Here is a 14,279-nt window from a genome sequence, read left to right as displayed (position 1 = left end):
CGCGGCGCGTCTCATTTCACGACCAGCCAGTCCTCGACCACGAGGGCGTCGAGGCCGGTGGTATAGAACATCAGGATCGCGTCCTCCGCGCCGTGGAGGATCGGCTTGCCCATCACGTTGAAGCTCGTGTTGAGCAGGATCGGCACGCCGGTGATCTCCGCGAAGGCGCCGATCAGGGCCGCGTAGGCCGGGTTGCGCGCCGCCGTGACGCTCTGGAGCCGGCCGGTGCCGTCTTCGTGCACCACCGCCGGGACGCGGGCGCGGACCGCCTCGCGCCAGACCAGGGTCCGCTCCATGTAGGGGCTGTCGGCGTAATCCTCGAACCAGTCCGGCCCGGCCTCCGCCAGGATCGACGGCGCGAACGGCCGGAACGCCTCCCGGTACTTCACCTTGGCGTTGAGCGCGTCCTTGGCGCCCTCCGGCCGCGGATCGGCCAGGATCGACCGGTTGCCGAGCGCCCGGGGCCCGAACTCCGCCCGGCCCTGCACCCAGCCGACGAGGCCGCCCTCGGCCAGGATCCGCGCCGCCGCGCGGGTCGCCTCCGCGTGGCCGACGCGCCGGGCCCGGGGCTCCTGCTCGGCGAGCCGCTCCATCGGCGCCGTGGAGACCCGCGAGCCGAGATAGGGCGTGAGCGGCCGGGCGGCGGGCGGCGGACCGGCCCAGTCCGGATGGTCCTCCGCGTAGGCGAGCCACGCCGCGCCGACCGCGTTGCCGTCGTCCGCCGGGGCCGAGGGCACGTGCAGCCGGGTGAAGCCGGACCGGCCGAGCACCCGGCCGTTGTAGGAGGAGTTCAGCCCGCAGCCGCCGGCGATCACGAGGTTCTCGGACGGCGCCAGCGCGTGGGCCTCCGCCACCAGCGCGTCCATCAGCGTCGCGAACAGGTCCTGGCCGCAGCGGGCGAGGTCGGGCCAGCCGTTCTCCAGGGCATCGGCCGGACGGCGGGCGCGGATCTCCGCAGCGACCGCCCGGATCGTCTCCGCGTCGGCGTAGCGCAGGCGGTGGCCCTCGACCGTGCAGAGCCGGCCGAGCAGGGCGGCGAGGTCCGGGTCGGGCCGGCCGTAGGGGGCGAGCCCCATGATCTTCCACTCCTCGCCCTTCACCTGATCGAAGCCGGCGAGGTCGGTGATCAGTCCGTACAGGAAGCCCAGCGAGCCGCGCCCGCGGTGGCGGCGCAACTCCGTGATCCGGCCGCCCTCCAGGCGGTAGATCGCCGCCGCACCGGTCTCGCCCATGCCGTCGACCACCAGGGCGGTGGCCGTCTCGAAGGGGCTGCCCCAGAGGCCGTAGGCGGCGTGGCACAGGTGGTGCGGGTAGCGCCGCTGCCCGGCGATCGTCGCCCGGGGCGCCGCGCCGCTGATCCGCGCCTCCTGGTTCAGGGCCAGCAGGGTGCCGTGGCCGGCCCGCTCCTGGGCGCCGTGGAGGTCGGCGATGAACACCCGCTCGGCCTGCTCGGGCACGAAGGAGCGGTTGAGCGCCGTGGTGTGGGCGGCGAGCGCCATCAGGTCGAAGGCCCCGGCACCGGCCTGGCCGCGCAGGAAGTCGGTGAATTGCGGGCCCCAGGTCGAGGCGACGACGAGTTCCGAGCCCGGCGGGACGTGCGCCTTCAGCAGTGCGGCCATCTGCGACGGGGCGTCCGGCTCGCAGTTCGGCGCGCGCTTGTACTGCAGGGCGCGCTCCGCCGCCTCGGCGAAGAGCAGGGTGCCGTCGGGCCCGACCAGGGCGAGGGCCGGGTCGTGGAAGGTGGTGGCGAGGCCGAGATAGAAGCGCATGCCCACGGGGGGTAGCGCATTTTCGCGCCGGACGGAGCCCGGCACGTGGAAGAGGTGCCGTCCTTGCGCCGCCGTCATTGCGAGCGGAGCGAAGCAATCTAGACGGCGCCACGCTTCCCGATGTTCCGCTGCACTGGGTTGCTTCGCTGCGCTCGCAATGACGAAGCGCGCCGCCCGCTAGTGCGGGGCGACGCGGCGCTTCGCGACGAGGAGGATCGCCGCGCCGGCGACTCCCGACAGGGCCGAGCCCGCGAGCACGCCGAGCTTCACGGCGGTCTCGTGCTGCGGGTCCGGGAAGGCGAGGCCGCCGATGAACAGGCTCATGGTGAAGCCGATGCCGCACAGGACCGCGACCCCGTAGACCTGCCCCCAGCCGGCCCCGGCCGGGCGCTTGGCCCATCCCAGCGCCACGGCCAGCCGCAGGCTCGCGAACACGCCGGCCTGCTTGCCGAGGAACAGGCCCGCCGCGATGCCGAGCGTCACCGGCTGGAGCAGGGCCTCGGGGGTGAGGCCGGAGAGGTCGACGCCGGCATTGGCGAAGCCGAAGACCGGCACCACCCCGTAGGTGATCCAGGGGGCGAGGGCGTGCTCCAGCCGGTGCAGGGGCGAGTGCGCGTCCTCCGGCCGGCCCGGGCTGACCCGGATCGGGATCGTGAGCGCGAGCAGCACCCCCGCGATCGTCGCGTGGATCCCGGAGCGCAGCACGAGGACCCACAGCACGAGGCCGAGGAGCCCGTAGGCCGGGAGCCACCCGATCCCCGCCCGGTTGAGGCCGTAGAGGGCGGCCAGCACCAGGGCGGCGAGCGCCAGCATGGTGAGGTCGAGGCCGGAGCTGTAGAACAGCGCGATCACCACCACGGCGCCGAGGTCGTCGACGATGGCGACCGCGCTGAGGAAGATCTTGAGGGAGACCGGCACCCGCGACCCGAGGAGCGCGAGGACGCCCAGCGCGAAGGCGATGTCGGTGGCGGCCGGGATCGCCCAGCCCCGCAGGGTGCCGGCCCCGAGATTGGTGAGCGCGTAGAATGCGGCCGGGACCGCCATGCCGCCGAGCGCCGCGAAGCCCGGCAGGACCCGGTCGGGCCAGGTCCGCAGCCGCCCGTCGAGCGCCTCGCGCTTGATCTCCAGGCCGACCAGCAGGAAGAACCCGGCCATCAGGCCGTCGTTGATCCAGTGCTGCACGCTCATCGGGCCGAGTTCGGCGTGGAGGGCGTGCGCGTAGGTGTGCGCGAGCGGCCCGTTGGCGACGACCAGCGCCAGGGCCGCCGCCGCCATCAGGATCAGCCCGCCCGCCGCCTCGCCGGCGAGCAGCGTGCGGATGATCGAGAGGGGGCGGGGCCTCCGCCTCGGAGGGGCGCGGTCAGGGGCGGGCGAGGTCATCGCGACACGCCTTGCCGCGCATCGGAGACGCGCGCAACCGCGCGGCCGCGACCGTTACGACGTCCGCCCCAGCGCCGCGCGGATCAGAGCCAGCCCGTCCGCGCTCGACCACGCGGCCGGCCCCTTCATCACCCCGATCGTGCAGCCCTGCGCGTCGACCAGCATCGTGGTCGGCAGGCCGGGCGACTGCGTGTCGCGCTGGAGGATCGGCAGCACGCGGCCGCCGGGATCGGCGTAGAAGGCGAGGTCGTGGATGCCCGCCTGCTTCAGCCATTCCGACGGCTTCTCGAGGTTGCGCGTGTCGACGTTGATCGCGACGACCTGGAAATCGGGGCCGCCGAGCTGCGCCTGGAGCCGGTCGAGGGCCGGCATCTCGGCCTTGCAGGGCGCGCACCACGTCGCCCAGAGATTCACGAGGAGCAGCCGGCCCCTGAGGTCGGCGAGGCCGGTCTCGGCGCCGTCCGGCCCCTTGAACCGGATGTCCGGCGCGGGCCGGGCCTGCGGCGGGGCCTGCATGGCGGCGACCTCGCCCTTCGCGGCCGCATCGACCCGGGCGAGCGCCGGCTTGGCGGCGGCGCAGGGCTGAAGGGCGCCGCCCGTGTTGCCGGGCAGGAGACCGCTCCCGTATAGGGCGAGGCCGAGGACGGCGAGCGCGGCGACGCCCGCGCCGGCCAGGATGGGCGTGCGGCCGGGCATCAGGCTCGGGCCTCGGGACGGTCAGGGCGCGGAAGGATCGACATGAGCAACCGGATGTGGGGCGGCCGCTTCGCGAGCGGCCCGGCGGAGATCATGGAGGAGATCAACGCCTCCATCGGATTCGACAAGCGCCTCGCGCCCCAGGATATCCGCGGCTCGCTGGCGCATGTGGCGATGCTGGGCCAAGCCGGCATCCTGCCGGCGGAGGATGTGGCCGCGATCGAGGCCGGGCTCAAGTCCGTGCGCGACGAGATCGAGGGCGGCACCTTCGCGTTCAAGCGCGAGCTCGAGGACATCCACATGTCGGTGGAGAGCCGGCTGACCGAGATCGTCGGCCCGGCCGCCGGGCGCCTGCACACGGCGCGCTCGCGCAACGACCAGGTCGCCACCGACATGAAGCTCTGGGTGCGCGACACCCTCGATTCCCTCGACCAGCAGGCCGCCGACCTGCAGCGCGCCCTCAGCCAGGCGGCGCTGAAGCACGCCGGCACCGTGATGCCGGGCTTCACCCATCTCCAGTCGGCCCAGCCGGTGACCTTCGGCCATCACTGCCTCGCCTATGTCGAGATGCTGGCCCGCGACCGGGGCCGGTTCCGCGACGCCCGGGCGCGGCTCAACGAGTGCCCGCTCGGCGCCGCCGCGCTCGCCGGCACCTCCTTCCCGATCGACCGGCACGCCACCGCGGCGGCCCTCGGCTTCGACCGGCCGACCGCCAACTCCCTCGACTCGGTCGCCGACCGCGACTTCGCCCTGGAGGCGCTGGCGGCGGCCTCGATCTGCGCCGTGCACCTGTCGCGCTTCGCCGAGGAGCTGGTGGTCTGGACCTCGGCCCAGTTCAACTTCGTGCGGCTGTCGGACGGGTTCACGACCGGCTCGTCGATCATGCCGCAGAAGCGCAACCCCGACGCCGCCGAGCTGGTGCGCGCGAAGAGCGGCCGGATCATCGGCGCGCTGACCGGCCTGCTCATCGTCATGAAGGGCCTGCCGCTCGCCTACTCGAAGGACATGCAGGAGGACAAGGAGGGCACCTTCGACGCCCTCCAGGCCCTGTCCCTGTGCCTCGCCGCCATGACCGGCATGGTGAAGGACCTAGAGCCCAACGCCGAAGTGCTCGGCCGCGCCGCCGGCTCCGGCTACGCCACCGCCACCGACCTCGCCGACTGGCTGGTGCGCGAGCTCGGGCTGCCGTTCCGGCAGGCGCACCACGTCACCGGCCGCCTCGTCGGCGCGGCCTCCGCCAAGGGCGTCGGCCTCGAGGCGCTGTCGCTGCCCGAGATGCAGGAGGCGGAGCCGCGGATCACCGAGGCGGTCTACGCGGTGCTGGGCGTCGAGAACTCGGTGGCGAGCCGCACCAGCTACGGCGGCACCGCGCCCGACAACGTCCGGCGCCAGGCGCAGGCCTGGATCGAGCGGCTGGGCTGAGCCGCCGCGGCCGACGGCGACCGGCGCCGGCTGGCGCTTCGCGCCGCTAGCCCCCGAGGGTTGCCGGGGGCCTGCGGCCCGCCGCTCCGACCGTGGGGTGGCCCCCCCGGTCGCCTCGGATCGGGTAACGGGCCCCCGCTCATCCACAGGACCGTTCAAAATTGTGCATTGCAACCCTCGGCCCGCCCGCGCGTTCACCGTCTGGCTAAGTCCGCTCAGCTACAAGCTTCGCCGTCTGGATCGGAGTTCGCAGGATGCCTGTCGAGAGTTGGCTGAACACGGAGGAGGTGCCGGATTTCGCGGCGCACGCCACGGCGATGATCGACGCCGCCCTGACCGGTTCGGGCCTGACGCGCGAGTCCTACTGGGCCGCCGTGCGCAAGGGCTACAACACCCCCTACAACGATCCGCCCCGCAAGGCCGCTCCGCCGGTCCGGCCGAACGCGATCGCGGTGCCCGCCGGCCCGGCGGTCGAGGCGCTGCCGGTCCCGGCCGTCGTCATCGCGGCCCGGGCGACGGAAGCCCGCGCCGTCTGATTGTCGACGGATCCCGCCTCGCCATCTTGCCGACGTTTTACGCAAGCTTCACTAATCCCGAACCCCGGTCCGGCTCCTGACGGAGCCGCCCGTCGTCAGGAAGTGAAGATGGTCCGCGTCCCCCGCTCGCTCCCGGTCGGAGCTCTCGCCCTGCTCGCCTCCGGGCTGGTTACCGGCCTCGTCGGAGGTGTGCTCGGCGGGACCTGCCTGGTCGCGACGGCGGCCCACGCCCAGGACGCGGCGGCGGCCCCGGACGCCGGCGGTGGCGACGCGGCCCCGTCGCGGCGCGGGCGGCGGCACGGTCGCGAGCGGAGCAAGCGCGCCGAGAAGAAGACCGCGACCCCGCCGGGGATGCAGCAGGCCACCCCGGTGGCGATCTTCGGCGACTGGAACGTGTTCGTGAACGGCGACGGCCGCAACAAGCTCTGCTACGCGATCGCGCAGCCGCAGACGCGCTCGCCCAAGACCCTGAAGCGCGACACCGCCTACCTGTTCGTGAGCGTGCGCAAGGGCGAGAACATCCAGAACGAGGTGGCGGTGATGCTGGGCTTCCCGTCGAAGCCCGCGGCCTCCCAGGTCAAGCCCGGCTCCGCGGCCGCGCCGACCGACCCGAGCCTCAACCTCGGCGCCAGCCGCTACGGCCTCGTGGTCAAGGACGGCAATGCCTGGCTGCAGAACCCCGCCGAGGAGGCGCGGGTCGTCTCCGAGATGAGCGCCCGCAACCCGAAGATCATCATCAAGGCCACGTCGATGCGCGGGAACCCGACGAGCGACGAGTACGCGCTCGGCGGATTCGCGGAGGCCATGAAGCGCACCCGGGACGAGTGCAGCAAGTAGCGGGCGGGTCAGGCCCGCCGCAGCGCGGGCCGGTGCGACCGGTCGGGGGACCGGGCGCTCATGCGCGCGCGAGCCGCGCGCGCGGCCTGCTCGGCCGTGCGGAACACGGCGCCGTCGAGCCCGTCGAAATCGCGCGCGGACGAGAAGAAGCGGACGCCGCGCCCCTCGGGGACGGCGATCCCGGCGGTGACCTCACCGATCTCGATCACCCGGGCGGGTTCGCTCGGGCCGAGGGCCGGGTCCGCGAGGTCGGGACGGTCTTCGGGTTTGTACTCTGCGAGGCTGTGCATCGGATCGGGAACTCCCTGGGCCGGCCGGTCGCCGTGCCGGATCGCGTTGGCTGCTGCGGAGGATCGACGGGGCTCAGCGTCGACAGCGCCGGCGGGCGGCGGGGCAGCAGGGGGCGATCGGGAGCGGGTATCGAAGGGACGATGTGCGAGTGACCATCGGACGTCCTCCAGACTGAAGGACCGCGCGGCGCGGGGCCGGCGCAGTGCTTTAGCGTTTGATCACGCGGCGCAAGCTACGCTTCTCAAAGGACCGCGGCCGGCCCTGTCGCGCACCCGAGGTGCGCGGCCGGGCCGGCACCCCTGAAGATGGGCGCGGCACGGCGCACCGTCAACGGAACGGACTTCCGATTTCGAGGGCCGGCCTGGCAGGAAGCCGGTCCCGGGCGCGCGTCCGGGAGGCGGATCGTTCAGGCCGCGGCGATCACCGCGGCGAGGTCGGAGAAGTCCGAGAAGATCCGGGCCGCGCCGGCCTCCGCGAGCCCGGCGCCCGCCGGGTCGTGACCCCAGTGGCCGCCGCCGGTGAAGCCCGCGACCCGCATGCCGGCGCTCCGGGCCGCCGTGACCCCGGGAACGCTGTCCTCGATCACGAGGCAGGCCGCCGGAGCGACGCCCATCCGCTCGGCGGCGAACAGGAACAGGTCGGGGAAGGGCTTGCCCCGCGCCACCTGCGCCGAGGAGAAGACGCGGTCGCCGAACAGGGGGAGCAGCCCGGTCAGCGTCAGGGAGTGGCGCAGCCGCACCGGGTCGCTGCTCGACGCGACGCAGACCGGCAGGCCCACGGCGGCGACCGCCTCGGCGACGCCGCGCATCGCCCGCAGCTCCGCGTCGAACAGCGCGAGGGTCTCGGCCTTCACCGCCTCGACGAAGCCGGCCGGGGCGGTGACGCCGTAGTCGCTCGCGATATGCGCCATGATCGAGGGCATCGCGGTGCCGGTGAAGCGCGCCCGCACGGTGGCGAAGTCGATGTCCACGCCGATCCGGTTGAGCCCGGCCGTCAGGCAGGCGAGGCTCAGGGGCTCGCTGTCCACCAGGACGCCGTCGCAATCGAAGATCACGAGGCCGAGATTCGTCGCGCGCGCGTCCAAGGTCGACCGTTCCCGCACGGCCCGCCGCCGCCGGGCGACCCTGTGGCACGGGCCCGAGGGCCCCGCAACCGCGCGGATCGACGCTCGCCCCGGGCGCTTGCACCTTGCGGCGCGGCCCCATACTCCCGGGGCGGGCGCGCCGATCCGGCACCCACGGCCCGTAAGGCAAGGCTCAGAAGGCCCCGCGATGTTCCGCTTCCTGGCCCGCGTCCTGGGCTTCCTGCTGATGGCCGGCGGCTTCGTCGCGCTGGTCTACGACGGCGCCCGCTCCATCGCCAACAACGGGCTGCGGGTGACGCCGCTCTCCGACGTGATCGCCACCCTGTTCAAGGACAAGGCCAGCGCCCTGCAGGGCAGCGTGGAGGGGGCGGCGCCCTGGCTCTGGCACATCCTGGGCCTGCCGCTCACCCTGGCGCCGGCCTCCCTGATCGGCCTCGGCCTCGGCGCGGTGCTGCTCTGGCTCGGCCAGCCGGGCCGCGAGCCGATCGGGTTCCTGACGAAGCCCTGATCCGACGAAGCCCTGATCCTCCGGGCGGCCTAGCGGGCGGCGAGCTTGGCCTCGGCCTCGGCCAGGGCGGCCTTCAGCCGCTCGATCTCGGCGGTCAGCGCGTAGTGCTCGCTGACGTCGAGCTGCGAGGCGAAGAAGTAGACCACCCGTCCCGCCTCGTCCCGCACCGGGCCGACGTAGAGGGCGTTCTGGAAGGTCGAGCCGTCCCTGCGGTAGTTGAGGAGGTCGACCCGGATATCCTCCTCCCGCCGGACGGCCGCGCGGAGGCGGTCGACGGCCGCCGCCTCGGTGTCGGGCCCCTGCAGGAAGCGGCAATTGCGGCCGACCACCTCCATCCGGGTGTAGCCGGTCAGCTTCAGGAAGGCGTCGTTCACGAAGACGATCGGGTTATCGTGCTGGGCCGGATCGGTGATGATCATCGGCATCCGGGTCGCCCGCACGGCGGCCGCGAAGGGATCGCCCCGGTGCGCCTCCGCCTTGAGGTCGTCCGGCACGTGGCTCGTGGCGGTCCCGCCCGTCTCCATCCGGATCAGCCCCTCACAGCGCTGCGCAGGGCGGCCGTCCGACCCGCGTCGTCGGGGCACCAAGCCGGAATTTGCCCGCGCGGTCCAGTCTCCCGCGGCTCGGTTCGCGGAGGGCGGGCGCCGAACGTCGTCCGGCGGTCCCCGCCTTCCCGTATCGGGCGGCGCCCGAGACCGGGAGGCGGGCCGCTGGCGCACCGCTTCGCGGGGGCCTGCCACCAGCAGGCCCCGGCCAAGAACCGGGCCAAGAACCCGGTCGAGAACCCGGTCGAGAACCCGGCCGGCTGTTGCGGCCCGGCGGGAACCGGCGGCGCCGCCCGAGCCTCACGGGCTCCGGCTGTCGGGCCGCGTCTGCGGGCCCGGCGCCGGGGCGCCGGCGGCGCCGCCCCGCAGGGGCGGCGTGCTGTTCGGGCTGCGCAGCACGATCAGGACGCTGCCGAGGACCGAGAGGGCGAGGGCGGTCGCGAGGAGGATGAAGAGCCAGCGGGGCATCCGGGGCGGTTAGCACATCGGAGCCGGCGCGCCGAGCGGCCCGGCCGGTGACGGGCCGAACCAGCGGCCCACCGCCTCCCGCAGGCCGTCGAGGGCGGTTGCCGCGCCCGTCCAGGCGATGCAGCCGTCGGGGCGGACCAGCGTCGAGGGCCCGTCCGGGACCGCCACGCAGGTCACCCGGCCCGTCGCCGCGGCGACCATCCGGGAGGCGGCGCCGTCGGCGCTGCCGTCGACGAGGAGGCCCCGGCCGTCCTGCATCGCGCCGTAGAGCGTCGCGCCGCCGGCGCCGAGCGGCCCGTCGCCGGCCATCCGGCCGACCGCGTCCTCGGCCCAGCCGAGATCGTACCGGGCGCCCAGGCCGCGCATCAGGCCGCCGAGGATCCGGCTGACCTCGTCGCTCTCCAGGAGCCGCGCCATCAGGTCGCGCAGCGCGCCCGATTGCGGATCGGGCCGCAAGATCGCCGCCTGGGCGCGGGTGTTGGCCGTGACGGCCTCGGCCACCGGGCGCCGCTCGGCCGTGTAGGTGTCGAGCAGGCTCTCGGGCATCTCCCCGCGCAGAACGGCGGCGAGCTTCCAGCCGAGATTGGCGGCGTCGCCCAGGCCGAGGCTCAGGCCCTGGCCGCCGAAGGGCGCGTGGACATGCGCCGCGTCGCCGGCGAGCAGCACGCGGCCCCGGCGGTAGGTGTCGACGAGGCGCGTGTTGTCGGCCCACCGGTTCGCGACCGCGACCCGGGCGACGCGGACGTCCGTGCCGCTGACCCGGCGCAGCGCGGTCTCGATCTCGTCGCGCGTGACGGGCGCCTGCCGGTCGGCCGGCGGGCCGCTGAAATCCAGCATGAACAGGCGGCGCGGGAACGGCCCGTGGCCGTAGACGCCCCCCGGCCCGCGGTGCCAGCCGACCGGCAGCGTGCCGGCGGGATCGTCGAGATCGGCGATCGCCTGGTACATGGTGAGCGTCGGCGGCGTGCCGGGGAAGGCGAAGCCGGCCATCTTGCGGACCGCGCTGCGGCCACCGTCGCAGCCGACGAGATAGGCGCAGCGGACGCGCGCGTCGCCCGCCGGCGCGGTCCAGGCCACCTCGACCCCGTCGGCCGACTCCGTGAAGCCCGTGAGCGTGCAGCCGCGGCGCAGGTCGATCCCGAGCGCCGCGGCGCGGTCGAGCAGCATGGCTTCGAGGCTCTGCTGATCGACCGCGCGCATGCGCCGGTCCGGCTCCGCCTGCGGGCCGCGGCGGATGAACAGGAAGCCGAAATGGCCGCTGAACTGCGCCCCGCGCGGGCCGCCGCCGACCTGACCCGGCAAGCGGCCCATCGCCGCGAGGCTCCGCGCCTCGGCGGCCTCGATCGCCGCGCCCATCCCCCGCCGCTGCAGCGCCTCGACGCCCAGGGGGCCGAGCCCCAGCGCCTTGATGGCGGTGCTCGGCTCGGTGAGGCGCTCCAGCACCCGGACGCGCGCGCCCCCGAGGGTCAGCTCGATGGCGGTGAGGAGCCCGACCGGCCCGGCTCCAACCACGACGACGTCGACAGGCTCATCCATGGACTTAATCCATTTCTATACTCAGTCCGTGAATGGATGTGGTATGAGGCGGCGCATGTCAACGCCTCCCGACCGCCGGTCCCGCAAGCGCCTCGCCACCCGGCAGGCCATCTCCGACGTCGCCACGCGGCTGTTCCTGGAGCGCGGCTTCGACGCCGTGACGGTGGATGAGATCGCGGCGGCGGCGGATGTCGGCCGGATGACCGTGTTCAACCATTTTCCCCGCAAGGAGGACATGTTCTACGACCGCGACGAGGAGGGGCGCGCACTCCTGCGCGAGACCCTGCGGCAGCGCGATCCCCGGGTCGCGCCGGTCGAGACGCTCCGCCAGCTGGCGCACCGGCTGGTGACGGGCCGGAACCCGGTCGTGGAATTCTCGGCGCGCAGCGGCGCCTTCGTCGCGACGGCGGCCGGGAGCGAGACGCTCAAGGCCCGGGCCCGGGCGATCCGGGACGAACTCGCGGGCGTGGTGCGGGTCGCGCTCGCCGAATCCGTCGGGCGCGGGCCTGAGGATCCCGACGCCGACCTGGCGGCCGGCCTGCTGCTGGCGACCTGGAGCGTGGCCTTCCTCCGGGCGCACCGGACCTTCCGGGCGACGCGGCGGACGGAGGCGGCGAATGCCGCCTTCCTGGCGGTCATCGACCGGGGGACGGCCGGCCTCGCGGCGGCGCTGGCCGGCACGCCCTACGCGGAGGCGGCCGCGCCCTGAGCGGCGACCATCCCCGGGGTCCCGGCCTACGGTGCCTTCAGCACCGCCCGGCAGGCGGCGGGCAGCGCCGCCATGGTCATGGCGGGCTTGGCCTTCGGCGGCGTCTTCGGGGGCTTCGGGTGGAGCACCGCGTCCGAGAACCAGTAGCTGAGGTCGTCGCAGCCGTCGCCCGGCGGCGGCGCGCCCTGGGGCTGGCAATCCTCCTGGCCGGCCGGGCAGGAAAGCCGGATATGGTAGTGGTAATTGTGCCCGTACATCGGGCGGACCTTGGACATCCAGCGGCTGCCCGCGGCGTCGCGGCAGAGGGCCTTCTTGATCGCCGCGTTGACGAAGATGCGCTCCACCTCCGGCTGCTCGGCGGTGATCTTGATCAGCTGCAGGTGCGTGGGCGTCCAGACCTGGGGATCGATGTCGAGGCGGTCGCGGCGGACCATGTCGGTGGCCGAGGTCTCCTCGCGCTCCGCCCGGCTCATGCGGTGGTCGGGCATCGGCGTCAGCCAGACGTCGGCGTCGATGCCGATCTGGTGCGAGGCGTGGCCGGTGATCATCGGGCCGCCGCGGGGCTGGGCCATGTCGCCCACGAGGAGGCCGGGCCAGCCGACCCGGGCGGCCTTCTGCGACAGCCGCTCGATGAAGTCGACGAGGTAGGGCGTGCCCCACATCCGGTTGCGGGACGGGCGCATGACCTGCCAGTTCGGCCCGTCGAGCGGCAGCGCCTCGCCGCCGGCGAAGCAGCCCTTGGCGTAGAAGCCGTAGATGTGGGCCGGACCGGAGGACGCCTTGGTGACCCGCCCGAACAGCGCCTTGGCGGGCGTCGAGGGCGCGTCCGGATGCTCCAGGGGCGGCAGCGGCTTCGGATTGACGCTGCCGCGATCCTGGGCCTGCGCGGCGGCGGGCAGGAGCAGGGCGGCGAGCGCGAGGCTCGGGGCGAAACGCGGCATCGGCATGCGGGGGCTGTTCGTCCGGCTGGAGAGGGCGGGCGCGGGCGCCCGCCGGAACGTGGCCCAGGGGCGGGGCGTTTTTCGGGCAGACGGCGCGCGTCGCGCGGAAACGGTCGGGAGGCGGCGATGACGGCCACGGGAACGGGAACGGACACCGGTCAGCCCGGCACGGCGAACCCGGCCGGCCGGGAGCCCCGCCGCCTGATCGCCAGCGATCGGGTCATCGGGACGGATGTCCGACGGCCCGACGGGACACGGGTCGGACGGATCGAGCGGCTGATGCTCGACAAGGTCTCGGGCCGGGTCGCCTACGCGGTGATGAGCTTCGGCGGGTTCCTGGGCCTCGGCGAGGACTTCTACACGCTGCCCTGGTCGGTGCTGCGGTTCGAGCCGCAGCAGGACGCCTACGTGGTCGACATCACCGAGGCGCAGCTGCGCGCCGCCCCGGCCCGCACCCCCGAGGGCACCGATCCGGCCGCGGACGGCGCCTGGGAGGAGCAGATCCACCGCTACTACGACGCGGCGCCCTACTGGGGCATCTAGGCGGCGCCGCGACCGTCTGCGGGTCTCAGCGGACGTGGCGCGTGACAGGCCCGCACCAGCCGGGCAGGTAGTCGGCGTCCTTGGACTTGGCCAGCGACATCGCCCGCTCCAGGGCGGAGGAGAAGTCGTTCTCGATCCGCTTCTCCTTGATGTTCCGCCGCAGGAAGTCGGCCCAGAGGAACTCGCTGAACGGCGTCGTGTCCTTCGCGAAGCCGCCGGCCCGGCGCAGCTCGCCGGCGAGGCTGCGATAGGGGTCGTCCACCAGGGCGTCGACGGATTTCGGGATGTCGTCGAAGTGTTGGCGCACGCCGTCGGCGTCGTAGGGGTGGGTCCAGGATTTGTGGTCGCAGACCGTCCAGAACGCGTCCTTGTCGAGGTAGTGCAGGTCGGCCACCACGGTGACGAGCACGTTCTCGACGCCCTCCTCGTGCAGGGCGCGGGAGAGGTGGTGGTGATCGATGATGTAGTGGCGCTTCTTTGGCCCGAGCAGCGTCGGAATCATGTGGGCGCCGAGGAATTCCTTCTTCTTCTCGCCGTCGTACTCCCGCCAGCGCCGCCGCTTCTCCGCCACTTCCCGGTAGCCCACGGTCATCTGCGTCGGGCGCAGCTCCGCGATCGGGATGGTCTTGAGCAGCGGCTCTCTACTGGCCATGGGGTCTCCTTCGTGCGTGGATTTGTCACGCGATCGTCAGACACCTATTCAGGATCGGGTGAGCGGCCAGGGCGTGCGGCGCTCACGTTTCCGGCATCGCGCGGACGGCCTCCAGCACGAACACGCGGATCGCCGAGGACAGGTTCTGGCCGTCGCGGCCGGCGTCGATGTGCCCGATGAGGGCCTGGACAGACTGGCCCCGCGCCTCCGCGATCGCCCGCAGGGCCGCCCAGAACGGGTCCTCCAGGGACACGCTGGTCCGGTGGCCGGCGATCATCACGGAGCGCTTGGTGATGCCCGGGCTCATGGCGAGGCGGCTGCGCGTCCCGTCCTCGCGAGCGGAGCGAAGCGATCCAGGGCAG

17 protein-coding genes are annotated in these 14,279 nt (G+C 73.7%); 6 read left to right on the top strand and 11 right to left on the bottom strand.

From position 1 onward, the window contains the following. Positions 1-11 precede the first annotated feature (11 nt). The 3 genes from ACLBYG_RS15380 to tlpA all read right to left on the bottom strand — a co-directional run bounded on the left by ACLBYG_RS15380 (position 12) and on the right by tlpA (position 3,845). Entirely contained in the window at positions 12-1,769 is a 1,758-nt protein-coding gene (locus ACLBYG_RS15380; RefSeq protein ID WP_447682033.1) for a carbamoyltransferase family protein, read from the bottom strand. A 177-nt stretch (positions 1,770-1,946) separates the two neighbouring features. Then, a complete protein-coding gene (gene nhaA / locus ACLBYG_RS15375; RefSeq protein WP_447682003.1) occupies positions 1,947-3,149 on the bottom strand; it encodes a Na+/H+ antiporter NhaA in 1,203 nt (400 codons plus the stop codon). A gap of 54 nt (positions 3,150-3,203) precedes the next feature. Further along, entirely contained in the window at positions 3,204-3,845 is a 642-nt protein-coding gene (tlpA, locus tag ACLBYG_RS15370) for a thiol:disulfide interchange protein TlpA (protein ID WP_020091314.1), read from the bottom strand. 42 nt (positions 3,846-3,887) lie between these two features. On the opposite strand from tlpA, the gene argH reads away from it, so the two are divergent. From argH to ACLBYG_RS15355, 3 genes are all read left to right on the top strand, one after another. Next, positions 3,888-5,267 carry an argininosuccinate lyase gene (gene argH / locus ACLBYG_RS15365; protein ID WP_020091313.1) on the top strand — a complete coding sequence of 460 codons (1,380 nt, stop codon included), beginning with the start codon at positions 3,888-3,890 and terminating at the stop codon, positions 5,265-5,267. A 254-nt stretch (positions 5,268-5,521) separates the two neighbouring features. Further along, positions 5,522-5,803, top strand: a complete 282-nt coding sequence (locus ACLBYG_RS15360) for a hypothetical protein (protein ID WP_056524407.1) — start codon at positions 5,522-5,524, stop codon at positions 5,801-5,803. Positions 5,804-5,911: 108 nt separating this feature from the next. Then, positions 5,912-6,640 (top strand): hypothetical protein, encoded by a 729-nt coding sequence (locus ACLBYG_RS15355; protein ID WP_056524404.1) that lies wholly within the window; start codon positions 5,912-5,914, stop codon positions 6,638-6,640. Positions 6,641-6,648: 8 nt separating this feature from the next. Here the strand turns inward: ACLBYG_RS15355 and ACLBYG_RS15350 are convergent, their stop codons facing one another. Together ACLBYG_RS15350 and ACLBYG_RS15345 are read right to left on the bottom strand one after the other, a co-directional pair. Continuing rightward, entirely contained in the window at positions 6,649-6,930 is a 282-nt protein-coding gene (locus ACLBYG_RS15350; protein WP_042673333.1) for a hypothetical protein, read from the bottom strand. Positions 6,931-7,337: 407 nt separating this feature from the next. Then, entirely contained in the window at positions 7,338-8,015 is a 678-nt protein-coding gene (locus ACLBYG_RS15345) for an HAD family hydrolase (RefSeq protein WP_042673332.1), read from the bottom strand. 187 nt (positions 8,016-8,202) lie between these two features. Between ACLBYG_RS15345 and ACLBYG_RS15340 the strand changes: the two genes are divergently transcribed. Beyond that, positions 8,203-8,523, top strand: coding sequence for a hypothetical protein (locus ACLBYG_RS15340; protein WP_020091308.1), 321 nt, complete (start codon positions 8,203-8,205; stop codon positions 8,521-8,523). A gap of 29 nt (positions 8,524-8,552) precedes the next feature. Here ACLBYG_RS15340 and ACLBYG_RS15335 read toward each other — a convergent pair whose 3' ends face one another. From ACLBYG_RS15335 to ACLBYG_RS15325, 3 genes are all read right to left on the bottom strand, one after another. After that, entirely contained in the window at positions 8,553-9,047 is a 495-nt protein-coding gene (locus tag ACLBYG_RS15335; RefSeq protein WP_020091307.1) for a PAS domain-containing protein, read from the bottom strand. Positions 9,048-9,368: 321 nt separating this feature from the next. Continuing rightward, positions 9,369-9,536, bottom strand: coding sequence for a hypothetical protein (locus ACLBYG_RS15330; protein WP_165923204.1), 168 nt, complete (start codon positions 9,534-9,536; stop codon positions 9,369-9,371). Between the two features lie 9 nt (positions 9,537-9,545). After that, positions 9,546-11,072 carry an FAD-dependent monooxygenase gene (locus ACLBYG_RS15325; RefSeq protein ID WP_447682002.1) on the bottom strand — a complete coding sequence of 509 codons (1,527 nt, stop codon included), beginning with the start codon at positions 11,070-11,072 and terminating at the stop codon, positions 9,546-9,548. Positions 11,073-11,127: 55 nt separating this feature from the next. On the opposite strand from ACLBYG_RS15325, the gene ACLBYG_RS15320 reads away from it, so the two are divergent. Beyond that, positions 11,128-11,781 carry a TetR/AcrR family transcriptional regulator gene (locus ACLBYG_RS15320; protein WP_447682001.1) on the top strand — a complete coding sequence of 218 codons (654 nt, stop codon included), beginning with the start codon at positions 11,128-11,130 and terminating at the stop codon, positions 11,779-11,781. A gap of 26 nt (positions 11,782-11,807) precedes the next feature. Here the strand turns inward: ACLBYG_RS15320 and mepA are convergent, their stop codons facing one another. After that, positions 11,808-12,728 (bottom strand): penicillin-insensitive murein endopeptidase, encoded by a 921-nt coding sequence (mepA, locus tag ACLBYG_RS15315; RefSeq protein ID WP_447682000.1) that lies wholly within the window; start codon positions 12,726-12,728, stop codon positions 11,808-11,810. A 120-nt stretch (positions 12,729-12,848) separates the two neighbouring features. Between mepA and ACLBYG_RS15310 the strand changes: the two genes are divergently transcribed. Beyond that, positions 12,849-13,265 (top strand): PRC-barrel domain-containing protein, encoded by a 417-nt coding sequence (locus ACLBYG_RS15310; RefSeq protein WP_020091302.1) that lies wholly within the window; start codon positions 12,849-12,851, stop codon positions 13,263-13,265. Positions 13,266-13,290: 25 nt separating this feature from the next. On the opposite strand, the gene ACLBYG_RS15305 is transcribed toward ACLBYG_RS15310, so the two are convergent. After that, a complete protein-coding gene (locus ACLBYG_RS15305; protein ID WP_020091301.1) occupies positions 13,291-13,917 on the bottom strand; it encodes a ParB-like protein in 627 nt (208 codons plus the stop codon). A gap of 82 nt (positions 13,918-13,999) precedes the next feature. Further along, a complete protein-coding gene (locus ACLBYG_RS15300) occupies positions 14,000-14,224 on the bottom strand; it encodes a ribbon-helix-helix domain-containing protein (protein ID WP_020091300.1) in 225 nt (74 codons plus the stop codon). Positions 14,225-14,279 lie beyond the last annotated feature (55 nt).

The organism is Methylobacterium sp. D53M (genome assembly GCF_053345625.1).
Note: the sequence above shows the minus strand (reverse complement) of the source record. Positions and strands in the feature narration are given on the sequence as shown.

Bases quoted from the DNA above. Each gene is read 5' to 3' on its own strand.
- argH (WP_020091313.1), top strand. From the start codon at position 3,888: ATGAGCAACCGGATGTGGGGCGGCCGCTTCGCGAGCGGCCCGGCGGAG.
- mepA (WP_447682000.1), bottom strand. From the start codon at position 12,728: ATGCCGATGCCGCGTTTCGCCCCGAGCCTCGCGCTCGCCGCCCTGCTC.
- ACLBYG_RS15335 (WP_020091307.1), bottom strand. From the start codon at position 9,047: ATGGAGACGGGCGGGACCGCCACGAGCCACGTGCCGGACGACCTCAAG.
- ACLBYG_RS15350 (WP_042673333.1), bottom strand. From the start codon at position 6,930: ATGCACAGCCTCGCAGAGTACAAACCCGAAGACCGTCCCGACCTCGCG.
- ACLBYG_RS15330 (WP_165923204.1), bottom strand. From the start codon at position 9,536: ATGCCCCGCTGGCTCTTCATCCTCCTCGCGACCGCCCTCGCCCTCTCG.
- ACLBYG_RS15355 (WP_056524404.1), top strand. From the start codon at position 5,912: ATGGTCCGCGTCCCCCGCTCGCTCCCGGTCGGAGCTCTCGCCCTGCTC.
- ACLBYG_RS15305 (WP_020091301.1), bottom strand. From the start codon at position 13,917: ATGGCCAGTAGAGAGCCGCTGCTCAAGACCATCCCGATCGCGGAGCTG.
- nhaA (WP_447682003.1), bottom strand. From the start codon at position 3,149: ATGACCTCGCCCGCCCCTGACCGCGCCCCTCCGAGGCGGAGGCCCCGC.
- ACLBYG_RS15360 (WP_056524407.1), top strand. From the start codon at position 5,522: ATGCCTGTCGAGAGTTGGCTGAACACGGAGGAGGTGCCGGATTTCGCG.
- ACLBYG_RS15380 (WP_447682033.1), bottom strand. From the start codon at position 1,769: ATGCGCTTCTATCTCGGCCTCGCCACCACCTTCCACGACCCGGCCCTC.
- ACLBYG_RS15300 (WP_020091300.1), bottom strand. From the start codon at position 14,224: ATGAGCCCGGGCATCACCAAGCGCTCCGTGATGATCGCCGGCCACCGG.
- ACLBYG_RS15340 (WP_020091308.1), top strand. From the start codon at position 8,203: ATGTTCCGCTTCCTGGCCCGCGTCCTGGGCTTCCTGCTGATGGCCGGC.
- ACLBYG_RS15325 (WP_447682002.1), bottom strand. From the start codon at position 11,072: ATGGATGAGCCTGTCGACGTCGTCGTGGTTGGAGCCGGGCCGGTCGGG.
- ACLBYG_RS15310 (WP_020091302.1), top strand. From the start codon at position 12,849: ATGACGGCCACGGGAACGGGAACGGACACCGGTCAGCCCGGCACGGCG.
- tlpA (WP_020091314.1), bottom strand. From the start codon at position 3,845: ATGCCCGGCCGCACGCCCATCCTGGCCGGCGCGGGCGTCGCCGCGCTC.
- ACLBYG_RS15320 (WP_447682001.1), top strand. From the start codon at position 11,128: ATGTCAACGCCTCCCGACCGCCGGTCCCGCAAGCGCCTCGCCACCCGG.